The sequence below is a fragment of the Marinomonas sp. ef1 genome (genome assembly GCF_002806845.1).
Lineage (GTDB): Bacteria > Pseudomonadota > Gammaproteobacteria > Pseudomonadales > Marinomonadaceae > Marinomonas > Marinomonas polaris.
In genome coordinates, this window is the sequence record NZ_NHTT01000003.1 from 125,700 (window position 1) to 145,267 (window position 19,568).

At 41.3% G+C, this 19,568-nt stretch carries 20 protein-coding genes; 15 read left to right on the forward strand and 5 right to left on the reverse strand.

Annotation, left to right across the window (positions count from 1 at the left end):
* The first annotated feature begins 13 nt into the window (after positions 1 to 13).
* The 6 genes from CCS02_RS05320 (at position 14) to CCS02_RS05345 (ending at position 6,164) form a co-directional block, all read left to right on the forward strand.
* Positions 14 to 319 (forward strand): YbeD family protein, encoded by a 306-nt coding sequence (locus CCS02_RS05320; RefSeq protein ID WP_072839939.1) that lies wholly within the window; start codon positions 14 to 16, stop codon positions 317 to 319.
* Positions 320 to 964: a lipoyl(octanoyl) transferase LipB gene (gene lipB, locus CCS02_RS05325; protein WP_012070530.1), complete on the forward strand. Its 645-nt coding sequence runs from the start codon at positions 320 to 322 to the stop codon at positions 962 to 964.
* Between the two features lies 1 nt (position 965).
* Positions 966 to 1,925, forward strand: coding sequence for a lipoyl synthase (gene lipA / locus CCS02_RS05330; protein WP_072839940.1), 960 nt, complete (start codon positions 966 to 968; stop codon positions 1,923 to 1,925).
* Between the two features lie 155 nt (positions 1,926 to 2,080).
* The gene (gene speA, locus CCS02_RS05335; RefSeq protein WP_072839941.1) at positions 2,081 to 3,985 is read left to right on the forward strand and encodes a biosynthetic arginine decarboxylase; all 1,905 of its coding nucleotides are present in this window, start codon (positions 2,081 to 2,083) and stop codon (positions 3,983 to 3,985) included.
* A 47-nt stretch (positions 3,986 to 4,032) separates the two neighbouring features.
* Positions 4,033 to 4,911, forward strand: coding sequence for an N-carbamoylputrescine amidase (aguB, locus tag CCS02_RS05340; RefSeq protein ID WP_072839942.1), 879 nt, complete (start codon positions 4,033 to 4,035; stop codon positions 4,909 to 4,911).
* Positions 4,912 to 5,276: 365 nt separating this feature from the next.
* Positions 5,277 to 6,164 carry a GNAT family N-acetyltransferase gene (locus tag CCS02_RS05345; protein ID WP_084122391.1) on the forward strand — a complete coding sequence of 296 codons (888 nt, stop codon included), beginning with the start codon at positions 5,277 to 5,279 and terminating at the stop codon, positions 6,162 to 6,164.
* A 7-nt stretch (positions 6,165 to 6,171) separates the two neighbouring features.
* Here the strand turns inward: CCS02_RS05345 and CCS02_RS05350 are convergent, their stop codons facing one another.
* A complete protein-coding gene (locus CCS02_RS05350; RefSeq protein WP_157807973.1) occupies positions 6,172 to 6,900 on the reverse strand; it encodes a hypothetical protein in 729 nt (242 codons plus the stop codon).
* A 184-nt stretch (positions 6,901 to 7,084) separates the two neighbouring features.
* Between CCS02_RS05350 and parC the strand changes: the two genes are divergently transcribed.
* From parC to bfr (CCS02_RS05365), 3 genes are all read left to right on the forward strand, one after another.
* On the forward strand, positions 7,085 to 9,382 hold the full coding sequence (parC, locus tag CCS02_RS05355) for a DNA topoisomerase IV subunit A (RefSeq protein WP_100185710.1): 2,298 nt from the start codon (positions 7,085 to 7,087) through the stop codon (positions 9,380 to 9,382).
* A 123-nt stretch (positions 9,383 to 9,505) separates the two neighbouring features.
* Positions 9,506 to 9,979 carry a bacterioferritin gene (bfr, locus tag CCS02_RS05360; RefSeq protein WP_072839945.1) on the forward strand — a complete coding sequence of 158 codons (474 nt, stop codon included), beginning with the start codon at positions 9,506 to 9,508 and terminating at the stop codon, positions 9,977 to 9,979.
* A gap of 11 nt (positions 9,980 to 9,990) precedes the next feature.
* Positions 9,991 to 10,455 carry a bacterioferritin gene (gene bfr / locus CCS02_RS05365; RefSeq protein ID WP_072839946.1) on the forward strand — a complete coding sequence of 155 codons (465 nt, stop codon included), beginning with the start codon at positions 9,991 to 9,993 and terminating at the stop codon, positions 10,453 to 10,455.
* A gap of 34 nt (positions 10,456 to 10,489) precedes the next feature.
* Here the strand turns inward: bfr (CCS02_RS05365) and CCS02_RS05370 are convergent, their stop codons facing one another.
* The 3 genes from CCS02_RS05370 to CCS02_RS05380 form a co-directional block, all read right to left on the reverse strand.
* A complete protein-coding gene (locus CCS02_RS05370; protein ID WP_072839947.1) occupies positions 10,490 to 10,684 on the reverse strand; it encodes a (2Fe-2S)-binding protein in 195 nt (64 codons plus the stop codon).
* Positions 10,685 to 10,871: 187 nt separating this feature from the next.
* The gene (locus tag CCS02_RS05375) at positions 10,872 to 11,513 is read right to left on the reverse strand and encodes a DsbA family oxidoreductase (protein ID WP_072839948.1); all 642 of its coding nucleotides are present in this window, start codon (positions 11,511 to 11,513) and stop codon (positions 10,872 to 10,874) included.
* Positions 11,514 to 11,553: 40 nt separating this feature from the next.
* Positions 11,554 to 12,228 carry a DNA-3-methyladenine glycosylase I gene (locus tag CCS02_RS05380; protein ID WP_100185709.1) on the reverse strand — a complete coding sequence of 225 codons (675 nt, stop codon included), beginning with the start codon at positions 12,226 to 12,228 and terminating at the stop codon, positions 11,554 to 11,556.
* Positions 12,229 to 12,374: 146 nt separating this feature from the next.
* On the opposite strand from CCS02_RS05380, the gene CCS02_RS05385 reads away from it, so the two are divergent.
* The 5 genes from CCS02_RS05385 to CCS02_RS05405 are packed head-to-tail and all read left to right on the forward strand — an operon-like array spanning position 12,375 to position 16,723.
* Positions 12,375 to 13,100, forward strand: a complete 726-nt coding sequence (locus CCS02_RS05385) for a pyridoxine 5'-phosphate synthase (RefSeq protein WP_100185708.1) — start codon at positions 12,375 to 12,377, stop codon at positions 13,098 to 13,100.
* A 30-nt stretch (positions 13,101 to 13,130) separates the two neighbouring features.
* Positions 13,131 to 13,730, forward strand: a complete 600-nt coding sequence (locus tag CCS02_RS05390) for a tRNA-uridine aminocarboxypropyltransferase (RefSeq protein WP_072839951.1) — start codon at positions 13,131 to 13,133, stop codon at positions 13,728 to 13,730.
* A gap of 42 nt (positions 13,731 to 13,772) precedes the next feature.
* Positions 13,773 to 14,066 carry a DUF1244 domain-containing protein gene (locus CCS02_RS05395; RefSeq protein ID WP_072839952.1) on the forward strand — a complete coding sequence of 98 codons (294 nt, stop codon included), beginning with the start codon at positions 13,773 to 13,775 and terminating at the stop codon, positions 14,064 to 14,066.
* 7 nt (positions 14,067 to 14,073) lie between these two features.
* Positions 14,074 to 14,763, forward strand: coding sequence for a transglutaminase-like cysteine peptidase (locus CCS02_RS05400; protein ID WP_100185747.1), 690 nt, complete (start codon positions 14,074 to 14,076; stop codon positions 14,761 to 14,763).
* A gap of 10 nt (positions 14,764 to 14,773) precedes the next feature.
* On the forward strand, positions 14,774 to 16,723 hold the full coding sequence (locus tag CCS02_RS05405; RefSeq protein WP_072839954.1) for a bifunctional diguanylate cyclase/phosphodiesterase: 1,950 nt from the start codon (positions 14,774 to 14,776) through the stop codon (positions 16,721 to 16,723).
* 40 nt (positions 16,724 to 16,763) lie between these two features.
* Here the strand turns inward: CCS02_RS05405 and CCS02_RS05410 are convergent, their stop codons facing one another.
* Positions 16,764 to 17,135 carry a hypothetical protein gene (locus CCS02_RS05410; protein WP_072839955.1) on the reverse strand — a complete coding sequence of 124 codons (372 nt, stop codon included), beginning with the start codon at positions 17,133 to 17,135 and terminating at the stop codon, positions 16,764 to 16,766.
* 143 nt (positions 17,136 to 17,278) lie between these two features.
* Here CCS02_RS05410 and CCS02_RS05415 point away from each other — a divergent pair, with 143 nt between their 5' ends.
* The gene (locus CCS02_RS05415; RefSeq protein WP_100636025.1) at positions 17,279 to 19,567 is read left to right on the forward strand and encodes a type I secretion system permease/ATPase; all 2,289 of its coding nucleotides are present in this window, start codon (positions 17,279 to 17,281) and stop codon (positions 19,565 to 19,567) included.
* Position 19,568: the final 1 nt, after the last annotated feature.

The window sequence follows — 19,568 nt, forward strand, 5'->3', positions numbered from 1 at the left end:
GTAGATTAAATTAATGGCACTAATTACGAAAAATGGTGATCAGGCTGAGAAAACAGTTGATGCACCCAAAATAGAGTTCCCTTGTGAAAACTACGTTATAAAAGTTGTTTCACTTGATGTGGATGGTATTCATGCTGAGATAACTGAGCGATTGCTTATTCATGCTCCGGAGATGAATACCGCTGCTGAGAATACTAATCGTTCCAGTAAGGGGCGTTTTATTAGCTTTAGTTTTCGTATAGTGGCTCAAAGTGAAGATCAACTATCGGCTTTGCATCGTGACTTGATGTCAATTGAAGCCGTTAAGATGGTCATGTAAATGGAACTTGATTTAATTTGCCGTGATTTGGGTGTTGTTGATTATGCTGAAACATGGGAAAGGATGAAGCAATTTACTCAAATTCGTTCAAAAGACGATGCTGATGAGATTTGGTTGTTAGAACATCCTTCCTTGTTTACGCAAGGTCAAGCCGGTAAAGAAGAGCATCTTTTGGCTCCGGGCGATATTCCTGTTATTCAGGTCGACCGTGGTGGTCAGGTCACGTATCATGGGCCGGGCCAACTGGTTGCCTATGTTATGGTTGATTTAAAACGTCTTGGGATAGGCGTTCGTGATTTGGTTAGTGTGTTAGAGAACTCTGTGGTGCGCGCTTTAGCGCTGAACGCTATAGAGGCCTACCCAAAGCCAGATGCACCAGGCGTTTATGTGGATGAACAAAAAATTGCGTCACTAGGATTACGTGTACGCAGAGGTTGTTCATTTCATGGACTTGCCTTAAATGTTGATATGGATCTCACCCCATTTAATCGTATTAACCCATGTGGCTATCAAGGCTTACAAATGGTTGATATGAAACGCCTCAATAAAGGCGTTATTTTATCGAATGTAAAGGCTCAGCTAGCGAATCAGCTGGCTGAGCAACTCGGATACAATTATCCGGCTATCCAACAAGGGTGGAAATAGAATGACAACAGAACGCAAACGCGTTGTCCAAGGGGAAAAATTACGCGGAGCCGATAAAATGGCGCGTATTCCCATTAAGATTGTTCCTACTGAAGAAATTCCACGTAAGCCTGATTGGCTTCGTGTCCGTATGCCAGCTTCGCCAGAGATAGCTCGTATCAAAGCGACTTTGCGTGAGCATAAATTAGCTTCAGTTTGTGAAGAGGCGAATTGTCCAAATTTAGGTGAGTGTTTCAGCAATGGCACCGCTACCTTTATGATTATGGGTGAAATTTGTACTCGCCGCTGTCCTTTCTGTGATGTTGCGCATGGTCGTCCTAATCCGCTTAGTGTTGATGAGCCAAAAGAGTTGGCGGCTGCTATTCGTGATATGAAACTAAAATATGTGGTTATTACCTCTGTAGATCGTGACGATCTTCGTGATGGTGGTGCACAACATTTTGTTGATTGTATTAGAGAAACACGTGCCGAAAGCCCGAATATTGAGATTGAAACATTGGTGCCAGATTTCCGCGGTCGCATGGAAGTAGCCATTAATACACTTTCAATTGCACCACCTGATGTTTTCAACCATAACTTAGAATCTATTCCACGTTTGTACCGTCAGGTAAGACCAGGATCAGATTATCAGTGGTCATTAGATCTTTTGAAAAACTTTAAAGATCGTTGTCCTGATGTACCAACTAAATCTGGTTTGATGGTTGGTATGGGCGAGACATTCGAAGAGATTGTTGAAGTACTAAAAGACTTACGAGCTCATAACGTTGACATGTTGACGATTGGTCAATATTTACAGCCTTCTAAGCATCATTTTCCAATGGCGCGTTTTGTACCGCCTGAAGAATTTGCACGTTATGAACAAGTTGCAAAAGAGCTAGGCTTTAAGCATGCTGCGTGTGGGCCTTTGGTTCGCTCGTCTTACCACGCGGATAAGCAAGCTCATGGCGAACACGTTTCTTAATTTGTTCGTTCGTTAGAATAAAGCGGAGTTAAGATATTTCTTAGCCCCGCTTTTTTTATTTGAACTAAACCTAAAAAATATGTCTGTGTTTAACTATGACGTACCTTTATTAGAAACGGTGCTAATTTACAGCTATTTAGACTTTTGGAGATGATATGAAGCCTTGGTCAATCAAAGATTCGATGGAACTTTATAATGTAAGTCATTGGAGTAGTGGCTTTTTTTCAATCAATGATAAAGGGCGCGCTATTGCGCTACCTGATAGGGAAAATAGCATTGATTTGACTGAGCTTTCTGTGGCGCTTAAACAACAAGGCATTCCTTATCCATGTCTTGTGCGTTTTCCTAATATTTTGCACTCGCGAATTGAGAAAATTACTAATTCGTTTCAACAGGCAATAGAGCATTACGACTACCAAGCAAAGTATGCCATTGTTTATCCAATTAAAGTAAACCAGCAGCGTCGTGTGGTAGAGGAAATTGCGGCATGTCAGCCAGATAATGCTGCTACTGTTGGCTTAGAGGCAGGTAGTAAGCCAGAGCTTATGGCTGTTTTGGCCATGCATAAAAACGCCGATGGAATCATAGTTTGTAATGGCTATAAAGATCGTGAATTTATCCATCTTGCTTTGATGGCCGAAAAAATGGGTCATCAGGTGTTTATTGTTGTTGAGAAGATGCATGAACTTGATTGGATTCTAGAAGAAGCCGACAAAATCGGGGTTCAGCCTCGAATTGGTATTCGTATTCGATTGGCCTCTACTTGTACGACGCATTGGGGTAACAGTGGTGGCGAAAAATCTAAGTTCGGTTTGACCACATCGCAATTGCTAAGAGCTATTGATCGCTTGCGTGAATTGGATCTGTTGCATTGTCTTGAGCTAATTCACTTCCACTTAGGCTCACAAATCACTCGTATCCGTGATATTCAAAATAGCCTTAAAGAGTGTGCTCGTTATTACGCAGAACTTCACCAGATGGGTGTAAAAGTTAAATGGGTCGATGTTGGTGGTGGTTTGGGGGTCGATTACGAAGGTACGCGTTGTCAAAATGATTTTTCAGCGAACTACAGTATCGGCGAATATGCCAATAATGTGGTGTTTGCTTTTCATAATGTGTGCGAGCAATACGAACTTCCGCACCCTCATTTGATTTCTGAATCAGGCCGAGCTGTGACAGCTCATCATGCCATGATGATTGCGGATGTTTTCTCACATGGAGCTGAGCACTTGCCAATTGAAGAGCCAGCTGAAGACAGCGAGCTAGAGCTGCAAAGACTTTGGGCTTCTTATCAAAGTTTAAAAGGCGAGAATGAAGAAGAAAGTCGATCTTTGGTCGAGATTTATCATGACTTGCTAGATGATTTCAATGACAGCTTGACCTTATATAATCACGGCCAGCTTAACCTATCGCAAAGAGCGCAAGCAGAGAACCTTTTCTTATCTGCGTGTCGCAACTTGTTGCCTCGTTTAGACAATCGAAATAGAGGGCACCGTGCGGTAATTGATGAGCTAAACGAACGTTTAGCTGAGAAATTATTTGTTAACTTGTCAGTGTTTCAGTCTATGCCTGATGCGTGGGGGATCGACCAATTGTTCCCAGTATTGCCTTTACAAGGCTTGGATCAAGCGCCTTCTTTCAGAGGCAAAATCCAAGATGTTACTTGTGATTCGGACGGTTGCTTATACAGCTACGTGGATGGCCAAGGTATTGAATCTTCTTTGCCATTGCCACCACCGCCACCAAAAGGTGAAGATTATTTGATGGGGTTCTTTTTAGTCGGGGCTTATCAAGAAACACTAGGGGATTTGCATAATTTATTTGGCGACACTTGTTCCGTTGACGTTTACTTAACAGACGACGGTTTCAGAATTGATCACATATTGAAAGGTGATAGCGTTCAGGATGTACTTAAGTCCGTTAGCTATAATGAGCAAGAGTTGATGAAGCGTTATCAAGACAAAGTGGCAGCAAGTCCATTAAGCCAAGAAGAGCAAGTATCACTAATGGCGACCTATAAAAAAGTGCTAGAAGGCACAACATATTTGACTCAAGTATAAAATGAGCTTTTGTGCTTGTAGCGCAACATATTTTGGAGGTAGTAAGTATGAGTAATGTAAAAGTGGCCTGCGTTCAAATGGCGGTCAGTACAGACTTTCAAGCGAATTTAGATAATGCGGTTTCACAAGTAAGAGAAGCTGCTGCAAATCAGGCAAATATTATTCTTTTGCAAGAATTGTTTATGGGCCCATATTTTTGCATTGATCAAAAGCCAGCGTATTTTGATTGGGCGCAGCCGGTAAATGATTGTTTGGCTATTCAGACAATGAGTAAGCTTGCTAAAGAGTTAGGTGTAGTTTTGCCAATTAGCTTTTTTGAGCGCGATGGTAACGTCTTTTATAACTCTTTGGTGATGATTGATGCCAATGGTGAAGTAATGGATTTGTACCGCAAGACGCATATTCCAGATGGTCCTGGTTACCAAGAAAAATACTACTTCACACCAGGTAATACTGGCGTAAAAGTTTGGGATACGCAGTTTGGTCGAATTGGCTGTGGTATTTGTTGGGATCAGTGGTTTCCAGAGTTAGCGCGTGAGCTAGCTCTGAAAGGTGCAGAATTAATCTTCTACCCTACAGCAATTGGTTCAGAGCCTCCTTATCCTGAATGGGATTCCAAAGACCATTGGCAAAGAACCATGCAGGGGCATTCTGCAGCGAATATGGTGCCAGTCATTGCTGCAAACCGGGTTGGTCGTGAAGAAGGTGAAAACAGTTTTATCCAGTTTTACGGCTCTTCATTCATGACAGACGAAATGGGGGCAATGAAGTGTGTCGCAAGTCGCGATGAAAGTACCATTTTGTACTCTGAGTATGATTTAGAAGCTATTCGTAAGGCCCGACGTTCTTTTGGTTTGTTTCGTGACCGTCGTCCAGACCAATATCAAGCCATTACTTCTGGAGCGGGTGTTACTTGGGATAAGTAGCAGTAAAGTAAAAAAGTGCCCGCATAAAGCGGGCACAAAGCTTTCCTTATCCTTATTGGTACAAAGGGGGAATATCAATAAGGTAGATCTACTTGCAATTGGCTTTTAGAAGCCTAAAGTCGTTGTATAAAATATTGCAAGGCCTGTGTCTTTAGAAACACTCTGACGGCAATATAAAGCGAATTAAATGCTTTGAATTACAAGGCTTAAAAAGAAGCGCATCCTCGTCAGTATAGATCTGTCCAAAACCTAGATATTAACTATAGCTTGAGATTTTAACTATGGCCTACGATTTTACATAGGTGCGGATATAATTTTGCATCTACGCCTAGCTAAAAGATCCATCCATTTATTTTAGAGAATCGATGAACGTATTTAGTTCCCCAAGTGAATTGCCTTATTTTGCGATCATGTTGTCTAGTAAGTTGATGTTGAATGACTTGACTTACCGAATCATGGCAGAAAAAATGCTCGAACTAGCTCAAGGTCAGCCCGGCTATCTTGGTGCTGAATATGGTTCGGGGGAAATGGATCTGCTGATGACTTATTGGCAAACAAAGGAGGCTGCAGAGGGGTGGTTGACCCATGATATGCAGCGTAGAACCTTATCCATTGGTGAAAATTTTTGGTATGAAGAATATTCGTTAAAATTGTTTGAAGTGATGAGGGACATGTCATTTAAGTACTCTAACCAAGGTTTACATGCTTCACGTTTTCCTCGGATTGTTACCGAGAGAGGCGTATTGAAAATATTAGACGAAGCTCAAGCTCCGCTCTTGCACGATTATATTAATCAAGAAAAGGCGTTTCTTGCCCCATGGGAGCCATATAGAACCGATGGCTACTATTCACTTGAAACCTGCCAGTTACGAGTTCGAGAAATGCGTCGTGATTTTTTAGAAGATAAAGGCATTGTCTTTTGTTTTCTGTCACCTAATGAAGACAGAATGCTCGCTTACACCAATTATTCGAATATTATACGTGGTGTTTTTCAGGCCTGTAATCTTGGTTACAGTTTGCGAGAAAGTGAGCAAGGCAAAGGCATCATGCAAGAAGCCTTGAACGCAGGAATAGAATACATTCATAAAGAGCAGCATATTGATCGAATTCAAGCGAGCTATATGCCAAGAAATTCTCGCAGCGCAGCCGTGTTGAAGGCGCTGGGTTTTGATAAAGAAGGTATTGCAAGGGATTACTTGAAAATCAATGGACAATGGGAGGATCATATTCTCACGGCATTAGTACTGCGCTGAATATAGGCTAAAGTGTTCTGCCTTCAGGTTTTGTGAGAAGTAAAATCCGTCCCTTGGTGTTTTTTGTTGTCATCACTGACAGCACAGTAACACTTTCGTTGCTTGGATTTAAAATGGCTCTGGGCTCCTTATGAGCAATTATTTTGCCATAACGAGGACAAGCTTTAGGTACTTTCTTATCGTTTGAAATGAACGCGATACCGGTCAGCGGAAGAAGGTATTGAGTGGCTGTTTTTTGATAATAAAGTGTCTCTTTAAATTGAGGTGGGTAAAGTTCTAACGCAATTTGACCGGCTTCTCCATGCCATAGTGGCCATGTCTTAATGTGACTTCTTCCTGAGATTGATTCCACTGTGCCAGAAGATACTTTTTTAAACGAGTTGTTTAATTCAGCTTGGCCAGTGTTCTTTAGTCGTATTAAGCACAGTTCTACCGCTGGTGTTAGCAAGGTGATGCTGTTAATCGTCTGTGCTGTTAACCAAATTCCCTGATGCTGCTTTAAGGCTGTTTCTTGTTCACTGTTTTGTTGGGTGCATTGTTGTAAGTATAATTCCCCTCTAATGATAAAGAGAAAGGTATCTGCTTGATGGTGATAGAAGCGGCTAGGAATGTCTGTCTGAAACAGGTATTCATGTGCAATAAAAAGGTCATCTTGTTGATGGATGATAAAGTGTTTGCTTGACTCCCCAAGGCTGTAGTTCATCGGGTCAAGTGTGTTTTGTTCAGTTATGTTCACCATCAAGTACCTTTTTAATTATCGAATGTATTGAAACACGAGAATAGCGACCTTTCCATGATAATCTTACGGTGAGTGTTGCAGTGAGTTGGGATGTTTCTTTATAGTTGAGCCCATATTAGTTTATGAAATCCGCATGCGCCGATAATTTGCCCATGCAAACGATTATAGAAGGAAAGTTTCCTTGAGTGAGTTGTCAAATTTCGAGTCGAATGAAACCCTTTCATTAAAAGACTACACAGAAAAAGCGTACTTGAATTACTCCATGTACGTTATTTTAGATCGAGCCTTGCCGCATATTGGTGACGGTTTAAAACCAGTTCAACGCCGTATAATTTACGCGATGAGCGAATTAGGGCTGAAAGCCAGCGCGAAATACAAAAAATCCGCCCGTACCGTAGGGGATGTGCTAGGTAAATTCCATCCTCATGGTGATAGTGCTTGTTATGAAGCAATGGTGTTGATGGCTCAGCCTTTCTCATACCGTTATCCGCTTGTCGATGGTCAAGGTAACTGGGGTGCGCCAGATGATCCAAAATCATTTGCTGCCATGCGTTATACCGAGTCTCGTTTGTCAAAATACGCGGATGTACTGCTGAGAGAAGTAAGTCAAGGTACTGTGGATTGGACACCTAATTTTGACGGTACCTTACAAGAGCCATCGGTTTTGCCATCGCGATTGCCTAACTTATTGCTTAATGGCACGACAGGTATTGCTGTTGGTATGGCGACGGATATTCCGCCGCATAACTTGCGTGAAATTGGCAGTGCTTGTATTCACCTGCTTAATAATCCAAACGCTGAATTAGATGACTTACTCAATTTTATCCAAGGTCCTGATTTTCCAACTGGTGGCGAAATCATTACGCCAAAAAGTGACATAGTTAGACTTTATGAAACTGGCAAAGGGCAGATTAAAGCTCGAGCTCGTTTTACGATTGAAGAAGGCGAGATTGTTGTTAATGAGTTACCTCATCAAGTATCTGGTAGCAAAATTTTAGAGCAAATTGCGGCGCAAATGCAGGCGAAAAAACTACCAATGGTTGTGGATTTGCGTGATGAATCAGATCATGAAAACCCAACTCGACTGGTAATTGTGCCTAAATCAAATCGTGTTGATATTGATTCGGTTATGACGCATCTTTTTGCGACCACCGATCTTGAAAAGTCTTATCGCGTCAATATGAACGTGATTGGCCTAGACGGTTTGCCTCAAGTTAAGCCATTAAAGAACTTCTTATCTGAGTGGTTACGCTTTCGTATTGATGTAGTTCGTCGTCGTTTGCAATTCCGTCTTGATAAAGTTAATAACCGTTTACATATTTTAGAAGGTTTGTTAATTGCCTACTTAAATATCGATGAAGTTATCGACATCATACGTACGGAAGAAAAACCAAAAGTTGAGTTGATGGCTCGCTTTGGTTTGAGCGATATGCAAGCTGAATCTATTCTAGAGTTGAAATTGCGTCACCTTGCTAAACTTGAAGAAATGCGTATCAAAGGTGAGCAAGACGAGCTAGAGAAAGAGCGTAAGCAGTTAGAAGGTCTGCTGTCTTCGGATCGTAAGCTGAAAAAACTAATTACTGAAGAAATTCAAGAAGCTATTGACGACTTTGGTGATGATCGCCGAACGCCTATTGTTGCTCGTAAAGAAGCGCAGGCTTTTAGTGAAGAAGACTTATTGTCGAATGATCCAATTACGGTAGTTATCTCTAAACAAGGTTGGATTCGTGCCGCAAAAGGCCATGACATTGATGTGAATGGGTTGAGCTACAAGTCTGGCGATGAGTTCTTAGTGAGTACTAAAGGTCGTTCTAACCAAACACTTGTATTGCTTGCTTCTAATGGACGAACCTATTCTATCAAGGCACACACTTTACCTTCTGCTCGTGGCCAAGGCGAGCCTATTACAGGTCGTATTTCACTAGAAAAAGACGCAACTATTGTATCTGCGGTACTGGATAATGAAGAGGCGCATTACTTGATTGCAAGTGATGCAGGCTATGGCTTTGTTGCCCAGCTAAAAGAGCTGTATGCAAAAAATAAAGCAGGCAAAGCGACCTTGTCGTTACCGAAAGGTGCTCAAGTAATGGCGCCGGTTCCTGTGCAAGATCCAGCGTCTGGACGTGTTGTTGCTATCTCTAATGAAGGCCGTATGTTGGCGTTTGATGTCGCTTCGTTACCGCAAATGGCGAAAGGTAAGGGCAACAAGATGCTAAGTATTCCAAGTGCTCGTGCTGCAGACAGGGAAGAGTTAGTCATAGCACTAGCTTGTGTTCAACCAAATGATCTGTTGACGGCCTATGCTGGCAAGCGTTTTATCTCCTTTACTGAAAAGGATCTAGAAGAATATCTTGGCGAGCGTGGCCGAAGAGGCTTGAAACTGCCTAGGGGACTTCAGCGTATCGACAGTCTTGAAGTGAAAGTAGGTGAGGGTAAGGTAATCAAAGGCGACGAGTCGTCAAGCAAAGAGTTGTTTTAAAAAATTAGCAAATTAACACTGAAGTCTAGAATTATGTTCTAGACTTCAGTGTTTTATTAATCAAGTCTTCCGTACTACATTCGTCATGTGAAATGGACTTACTTGAAATAAGAGGAGAAGAATATGAAAGGCAGTAAAAAAGTAATTGATAGTCTGAACTCGCTGTTAGCGAATGAATTAGCGGCAATTGATCAGTATTTCATTCACTCGCGTATGTATGAAGATTGGGGTTTGAGCAAGTTGTATGATCGCCTTAATCATGAAATGGAAGAAGAAACTCAGCACTCTGATTGGCTTATCAAGCGCATTTTGTTTTTGGAAGGTGTGCCGTGCATGACTAAGCGTCGCGATTTGCTAATTGGCTCTGATGTTCATTCTATGATGAGTAATGATTTGACACTTGAACTAGAAGTCGTGAGTTGTGTTCGTGAAGCGATTGCTGTGTGCGAAGCCGAAGGCGATTATCAAACACGTGAGACACTTGAAAAGTTACTGTTTGATACTGAAGAAGACCATGTTTATTGGTTGGAAAAACAACTTGGCCTAATGGATAAAATTGGCATGCAGAACTATTACCAGTCACAGATGGGTAACTAAGGAGAGATTTTATGAAAGGGGATCGTGACGTAGTTGCCAACCTAAATAAGGTATTAGCGAATGAATTGGTGGGTATTAACCAATATTTTCTTCATGCTCGTATGTTTAAAGACTTCGGTTTTAGTACGCTTGATAAAGCAGACTATAAAACTTCCATTCAAAAAATGAAAAATGCTGATCGTTTGATTGAGCGAGTTTTGTTTTTAGAAGGTTTGCCTAATCTGCAAGATCTTGGACGTCTGCGTATTGGGGAAAATAGTGAAGAGATGATTTCGGCTAACTTAGAGTTCGAATTAGATACTTTGCCAGCTCTTAAAGCAGCTATCAATTTATGTGAACAGAAAAAAGACTTTATGAGTCGTGATACGCTGGAAAAAATATTAGAAGAGCAAGAAGAGCAAATTGACTGGCTTGAAACTCAGCAGCATTTAATTGCCAGTTCTGGAATCGAAAATTATCTTCAGTCACAAATGTAATAAATCAGTTATTACCACGGTGTAATAACTGATCTTAAGCGACCTGAACTTGAGTTTCTGCTATTTTGAGAAGCTCATTGTTCAGTAATTTTTTCGCGCACTGACAGCACTTTCCACACTGGCTACCAATGCTGTGCTCTTTGTATAGCTCACGCATGGTTGTCGCCCCTTCTTGAATGGACGCTTTGATTTCTCTGTCTGATACGCGGTTACAAATACAAACGTACATAAATGAAAATCACTCTCACTAATATTCTAATCATGCGATTGTATTTTTAATGTTAATGATTATCAATAGATAAGAATTTATCTGTTTGCATGGTTTGATAGTTTTTTTTTAGAGTTTTGTCGAAGAGTTAACGATAAGACCAAATGACAGCTTTAGCCTTATCGTCAGTAGGATGTAGTTATATGGATTACAACTCTTTTTCTGCAATATCGGTAAGCACTTTTAAGAAGGATTCTGGAGTGTGAGCGCCTTGAACCATATATTTGTCGTTGATGACATATGTCGGCACTGAATTAATTTCTATACCACGTAAATGCTGTAGTTTTTTTTCAGTCAGTGCTTTAGCTTCTGTGCTCAATGCGTATTCAATATCGGATTTTTGCATACCGATACTTACTGCTACTTCTTCTAAGATACTCTTCGATCCTATGTCTTTTCCGTCCGTGAAATAGGCATGAAATGCTGCCAAAACAAACGGTGTTGCTAATCCTGACTTAGTGGCAGCAAGCACAAATTGGTGAGCAAGTTTAGTATTGGGGATGCGATCTTTTTCTGAGAAATTGAATTGAATACTTGCTTCAATCCCCACTTGTTGAATAGCGTGAGTGGCTTCATTGAGTTTTTCTTGACTGCCAAACCGCTCGCCGAGGTAAGTTTCTCGATCGGCGCCTTCTAATGGCATATCAGGATGTAGCTCAAAGGGCTGCCAACGAATGTCGATTTTATAGTCATCGCCTAATTGTTCAATAGCTTGTTTAAGGCGGGAATAACCTAAATAGCACCAAGGGCAAACTACATCTGAAATAATGTCGATACGAAGATCTGCCATGTTTTCTCCTAAAAAATAAGTTACTGAGAGTGTAAAGTGTTTAATTGACGCTTAAAGCTATGCATTGACTAATTTCTGTATAAGAGCGACCGCTTTCTTTGTGCCAATGATTAAACGCGCCTTGTGCTGCTTTCCACGCGGATTGAGTGTCTCTTCCTGTGGTTATTATCTCGTGTTGACGTAAATAGCCTTCGACATCTCTGGTGAGCATAAACGTGTCTTTGCCCATTGCTCTTAATGTATAGGGGCCGGTGTTGCCACCAAGGCGAGCGCCATGCTTTTTCAAATAGGCCCACAGGCCAATAATGTCGTCATTCGGCCAGTTAGCAACAAAGTTAGAGAATGATCCATAGCTAGCCTGACATTCGCTAATCATCAGGGCGTTTTCTCGGATCGTCATCACCTTGCCAAAGTTACGAATGATGCGTACGTCTTTGGCTTTTTCTTCCCACATTTCGTCATGAATTAACAACATTTTTTCGATATCAAAACCGAAAAAAACCGTTTCAAAACCGGGCCATTTGTTGCGAACTACTTGCCAGTTAATGCCAGATTGAAAGACTTTCTGAGAGAACGCCGCCAGCCATCTATCGTCACTGTGTTGACTGAGTTTTGATGGGCTTAGTGGTACAGATAGCATGGCTTCAAGGTGTTTTGCTCCATCATGTCGAAGAGCTGCACGATCGTAAATGGATTGAAAGAGTTCGTATTTCATCCTGGACTCCTATTTTGTGGCGCTCAGTTTATCATAAGCCTTGCTCTATATAATGGCTTGAGCTGATAACTTGTTTGGTATTTTAGTGATGGACGCTATGTGTTTGTCCTATAATGCCAATAAATGACCCTGTCGAGAGAAGTTGAATGACACACTTAAGCGTTAATCTGAATAAAATTGGCTTGCTTCGAAATTCTCGTGGAAGAGATTATCCAAATTTGATTGATATGGCGGAGCGTACGCTGGAACTGGGCGCGTTTGGTATTACCATTCACCCAAGACCAGATCAGCGTCATGCGACCTATCAAGATGCCTACGATTTGAAGACGCTATTAAAACGTTTTCCAGGTGCTGAATTAAACGTTGAAGGTTTTCCTGATGCGCAGTTTTTGGACGTTGTTTTAGAAGTAGAACCTGATCAATGTACGCTGGTACCTGATGATCCAAATCAGCTAACATCTGATCACGGTTGGAATATCGCTCGTGACCAAGATGCATTGCGTCCAGTCATTGCTAAACTCAAAGCCAAAGGTATACGCGTTGTATTATTCATGGACCCAGAAGCTGAAAATATGGCGTTAGCTAAAGAGGTTGGTGCTGACCGTGTAGAACTTTACACTGAAGCCTATGCTAATGCGTTTGGAAAAGACGGATTTACTGAGGTTCTTGAGACTTATCAGCACGCTGCACAAGCCGCATTAGACGCGGGTTTAGAAGTGAACGCTGGACATGATTTGGATCTGAATAATGTTCAAGCTTTGTGTGAGCAAGGTAGAATCATGGAAGTATCGATCGGTCATGCTTTGACGGTTGAAGCTTTGGATCTAGGCTGGAATAACGTCGTAAAAGCCTATCTTGAAAAATTGGCTTGAGAAATAGGTGACTAAACTAGAGACTCGAGCATGCAAAGCGCAAAAAGAACACGCTGTGATAATTGCCACTTTTTAACAGAACAGTGTGTTTGTCATTGGATACCTGTGCTTTCTACGCGATTAAAGATCTTGATTTTGCAAGATCCTAAAGAAGCGCAACATGCCAAAAACACTGTGTCATTATTGTCTTTAGGTTTGTCGTCAGTGGAATGTATTTCGATAGCAAATCACGATGTGCTGGCGAGTGCTTTGAGGCAAAAAGATCCAGCTAAATGGCGTTTGGTATTTCCATCGGATTCTGCTGTCGCTATCGAATCGATAGATGCAGACTCGACTGCTGAGGTTGAAGGCTTAATTTTAATTGATGCAACTTGGCGGAAGGCGAAGAAATTCTATTTCATAGAACCCTTACTATATGCTTTTAAAGCGGTTTGTTTTTCACAGGCGCCAGTTGGGCAGTACAGTATTCGAAAGTCACCAGGTATTGAGTCATTATCAACCTTAGAAGCGTGTGCCTATGCAATAGAACAAGTTACTGGCGAAAATATGCAGCCATTAAGAGAGTTTATGGTTGTGGCGCAAGAATGGCAGTGGCGTAAGCAGCCTTTAAGTCATCGACACCTTGAGTAATCGTTAACGAATTATAAGAAGACAAAGAGATTTGAAATTATTATGAATAAACAAACTGAAATTGAAGCCGCCGTGTTGCGTCGCCTTTTGAAACACCTTGACGATAATAAGTCCGTGCAAAATATTGATCTGATGAACTTAGCTGGTTTTTGTCGTAACTGTTTGAGTAAGTGGTATATGGCCGAGGCAGAGCAGCAAGGCGTGAAAGTAGACTACGATGAAGCACGCGAATTTGTCTATGGCGAACCTTATGACACTTGGAAAGCCAAGTATCAACCAGAAGCCACAGCCGAGCAGTTGGCCGCTTTTAATGCAAAGCCTAAGTCTGACAAGTAACTTTGCAGTGAAAAAACGATTTAATTCGTTTTTTTCCTATCTAAGAAGCACCAAACGTATTGTTTGTGTGCTTCTTATCATGTGCTTTGTGCCGCATTGGTGGTTGTATGCTGATGTGTCAGATAAATATCGAAAGTTAGCGAAACAAGCTGGCGTAGTCTATGGCGCGGGTGCAGAAAAGCGTATTTTAGCTTGGCGAAAGCTGATTGATGATTCTCGATCTTTACCTATTGTTGATCAGCTCGCTCAAGTGAATAACTTTTTTAACCAGATGGATTTTGTCGACGACATGACCTTGTGGGGGAAAGAAGACTATTGGGCAACACCCATTGAGTTTTTAGGCATGCAAGCTGGAGACTGTGAAGACTTTACCATAGCCAAATACTTCACTCTCAGAGAGCTTGGTGTGCCAGATGAAAAGCTACGACTTGTCTATGTAAAGGCGTTAAAGCTTAATCAGCATCATATGGTATTGGCGTATTATCACAAACCAACGTCCGTCCCTGTCTTGCTTGATAATCTTGATAAAGAATTAAAACCCGCGTCAAAGCGCAATGATCTCTTGCCTATTTATTCGTTCAACGCAGAGAATTTGTGGCTTTCAAAAGAAAAAGGGCGCGGTGTATTGGTAGGTGGCTCATCTAGATTGAGCTTGTGGACAGATTTAAATAATCGTTTTAATACGATGACAAACTAGGAGAACTTGGATGACGCTGTTCCGCCAATTAATGATGACGATTATTGCCATATTCTCATTGATGCTAGCTGTTGTGATGGGCATTAATTTTAACACTACGAAAGGCTATTTGATCGGGCAATTGGAATCCACCACCCAAGACTCAGCAACATCCTTGAGTATGTCGGTATCCGATTTCATGGCGTTAGAAGACTATGCATCAGTGGAAAGTAGCATTAACGCTGTATTCGATAGCGGCTATTTTTCAGAAGTGCGCATTCATGTTTACGATACAGATAAAAATATTACCCGTTCCAATGAAACAAAAATAGACGGTGTACCAACCTGGTTTATTCAGCTAATTGATTTCAAGGTGCCAGTGGCCAAAGCGGTTATTTCAAATGGCTGGAGTGAGTTAGGGCAAGTTTATATTACGGGTAGTGCCGGGTATGGCTACAATCAGCTTTGGCTCGCTTCACGGGATTTATTAGTGTCCTTTTTTGTGATTGGTGCAATCACTCTGGTTATTGGCAGTTTTGCGTTACGTTATTTATTTCGACCTTTGGCTGAGCTTGAAAAACAAGCGGAAGCGATTCAGCAACGTCGTTTTATTAAAACCATTGCAGTGCCTAAAACACGAGAGCTAAAGTCTGTTGTTTTATCTATGAATCGAATGGCAGAGAAACTAGAAAAAGAGTTCGCTTCTGAAGTCGAAACGGCTCAATGGCTGCAAGCCAAAGCGTTTAAAGATCCCGTTAGTGGATTAGGGAATCGACATTTTTTTGAAAGCCAGATGAAGTCACATTTTGCTGAAAGAGAGCGTGGTATTGATGGTCTGGTTCTGATTAGTTTGGCGGATTTGGGTAAGTTAAATAATGAGCGTGGTTATGAATCAGCGGATATGTTTATTCAGTCTGCGGCCGATATTTTAACCAAAAAAGTGTCAACACTTTCTTCTTTCTCAACCTTAGCGCGTTTATCTGGCGCGGACTTTGTTTTGCTTATCCCTAATTTTGATCAAAGTCAGCTTATCAAAGTAGTTGATGAAATTTTGGCAGAGCTAATGGAGTTGAATACGGCTAGCATTAGTTATTCTGCTGCGGTGGCCAATATTGGTGCAGTGACCATTGATGGATCGGTAGAGCGTTCAAGTGCCATGTCTCAAGCAGATGCGGCTCTGCGTGAGGCAAAACGAGAAGGTAGCAATACGAGTAAAGTGTTTGACCTTAATATGGGCCAAGATATGGCCATTAGTAAAACTGCTTGGAAAGAAATATTAGAATCAGCAATACGGCATAAATCTTTCAAACTTAAAAAACAAAAAATTACAACTTTGGATGAAACGCCAATTATTCTTCATGAAGAAGTCTTTATGGGCTTGGAGCATGCTGGGAAAGAGTATCATGCGGGGTATTTTATTGGTTTGGCTGAGCTGTTTGATTTAGGTAGTCAAATAGACCAAGTCATTATTGGGCGAGTGATCGAACACATTAAATCGAGGCAGCTTACTGTTCCATTAACCGTAAATTTGTCAGCCTCTTCTTACGCTAAACCTGCTTTTATTACGTGGTTAGATAAAACATTGAGTAACCTTAATGCAGACGTAAAAAGTAAATTGATGTTTGAGATTTCGGAGCAGAGTGTTCTGGTTGAAGAGGCACAGGCGAATGAGTTGGCTCAGATGCTAAAAACACAGCGAGTGCAATTTGGGATTGATAATGTGGGCAAGCAGTTTTCTGCCTTTCAATATTTACAAACTTTGATGCCGGATTATGTCAAAGTAGATTCTTCTTATACCCGAATGGCTGCAGGCAAAGAGTCTGAGTCTTTCTTCATGCACACTTTGTGTAAGATGTTTAATAGCTTAAACATTGAAGTGATTGCGACGGGGGTTGAAAGCGAAAAACAATGGATAGCATTGAAACGTTTTGATGTATCGGGCGGTCAAGGATTTCTAATCGGTCGTGCACAAGATATGTAGATCGATGTCGCTATCTTGTTTCCTTAAAAATGAAGATACTTTAGATTAAAGCGTCTTCATCGTCTCCTTCGGCAATACCACTATCTGTCATTAAGCTTTCGTCGCTACTACTGTGTACGCCACGAACCCATTTTCTACCGAGTAATTTTTTCTGTGCCGCTAGGGGCAATTCAGTAAATTGTATTAAGCGTTTTTCAGTTAGAAGGTCTACCAAATCTTCAAGTATTCGCATCATTTCACCGTCAGAACTAGCGAGTATTTCTTGGGTGCTAGTGCTTGCTGTAGTGAATTTTTTTTCCAATATGCTAGCAACTGTCGGATCATTTGGTGCTACGAGTAGTTTGTACTCATCTGATTGAGATGTGGCGACATCAATAATTACACCATTCTCATTGACTTTTGCGTATAGCATGTTGATTTCCTTCTGTGTTTCAATTTGTAGTAAGGCATAAGTTCGCTTCACATATTACTTAATAAACACTATTCTAGACCATAATTAATAAGCTATTTGTTTATAAAAAACAGATTTCCGGTAGTTTTAGGAGAATATAGAGTATGTCTGACTCTGGTCGTTCAGAACAGAACTCTTCGTCACCTTTAGAAAATGATTCGTATGAAGAAAATGAAGTTGCAAATGAATCAGACGAAGGGAAGACGGATGCAGAAGTTGAAGATGGTTCTAAAGAAGATATTGATCAGTGGGATACACAAGGTGCTTCGTTAGAATACCCTAATCCTCTGTTAGATTGCTTAGTACTGTTAAGTAAATACTTTCATAATCCTTATACTTCGGATGGTATTGCTTCAGGTTTACCTATTACCGACAATGCAATGACACCAGAACTTTTTCAGCGTGCGGCTAAGCGTATTGGTATTAGTACTCGTTTTGTTAAACGACCTATCGCAAAAATTCCCAACATGGTCATGCCCGCGGTGTTGCTATTAAGAGATCAGCAAGCCTGTATTCTACTTGAATTGGATAAAAAGCAAGGCACCGCAAAAATACTTCGTCCAGAATCTGGTGAGGGGGAAATTACTCTACCTATCGATAAGCTTGCCGAGTCTTGTACTGGTTATTGCTTCTTTGTTCGTCCTTTGTATCAATTTGATAAACGCTCTGAAAAAAGCGATGAAAAAGAAAGTAAAAAAGGGCATTGGTTCTGGGGAACTATTTCTGGTTCTTGGCGAATTTACCGAGACGTTTTTATTGCATCTTTATTAATCAATATCTTCGCCGTTGCTAGTCCTCTTTTTGTGATGAACGTCTATGACCGAGTTGTGCCGAACAATGCATTTGATACACTCTGGGTGTTGGCCATCGGCGCTGCTGTCGTGTACTTATTTGATTTTTTATTGCGAACCTTGCGGGCTTATTTCATTGACATAGCTGGCAAAAAATCAGATATCTTGATATCAGCAGCTATCTTTTCCAGAGTAAATAATATCACCATGGCATCAAGGCCTAAGTCTGTCGGGGCTTTCGCCAAAAACCTACAAGAATTTGAAAGTATTCGAGACTTCATTACATCGGCGTCTATCACCACTTTGGTTGATATTCCTTTTATGTTTCTGATTATTGGTGTGATTTGGTTGATTGGTGGTCCTGTTGGCTATATTCCCATTGTAACCATTGCTCTGATCGTCCTTTATAGCATCATCATTCAAATCCCATTACGTCGCTCTATCGAAGAGGGTCAAAAAACGGCATCACAAAAAAATGCGGTTTTGATTGAGAGTTTGTATAACGCGGAAAGTGTGAAGCTCAATAATGCTGAAGGCGTGATGCAGAAACAGTGGGAAAATGCTGTTGGTAACATTGCTGATTGGGGAGTCAAAACTCGTCAGTTGTCACAATCTTCTTCCTCTTTTGCGATGGTAGCTCAGCAGCTAACTACCGTTATTATTGTCATTGTTGGGGTGTATCAAATATCTGAAGGTAATATGAGTATGGGCGCTTTGGTTGCGTCTGTTATGTTGACTGGAAGGGCGCTTGGCCCTATGGCGCAAGTAGCTGGTTTAGCGACACGCTATAACCAAGCAAAATCTGCTTTTACATCTCTAAATGAAATTATGTCTTCGCCAGTTGAAAACCCGGATGATGTCAAGTTTGTTCATCGCCCAGTGTTTAAGGGAGAATTTCAATTTGAAGCAGTTAACTTCGCTTATCCTGATCAAGAACAAGCCGCAGTTAGTGCTATTAATATTAATATTAAGCAAGGCGAAAAAGTCGCTATTATTGGCCGGATCGGCTCTGGTAAGTCGACCCTTGGTAAATTAATGACAGGGCTTTATACACCTGATAGCGGCGCTATAAGAATTGATGGCGTGGATCTGCGCCAAGTAAACCCAACCGATCTACGTCGGAATATTGGTGCAGTTTCGCAAGATGTGAATTTATTCTATGGCTCGATAAAAGATAACATTGTGATGGGCGTTCCTTATATGGAAGACGATGCCATTATTCGTGCGGCAGATCTGTCCGGAGTATCTGAGTTTGCCAATCGTAAACCAAGCGGTTTAGACAGTATTGTTGGTGAACGTGGCGCCTTGTTATCTGGGGGGCAGCGTCAAAGTATTGCTATCGCAAGGGCACTACTTTTTGATCCACCAATTTTGATTTTGGATGAGCCGACAGCTTCGATGGATAACACCACAGAGTCTCGAATGAAGCGTCGCTTAATAGAAGGGGTGAAAGACAAAACCCTTATTTTGATTACACATAAGGCCTCTATGCTAGATATGGTCGATCGAATTATCGTTATGGATAATGGTCGCTTGATTGCTGATGGTCCAAAAGCGCAAGTGCATGAAGCGCTTCGTCAAGGCAAGTTGAAGGTCAGTTAAT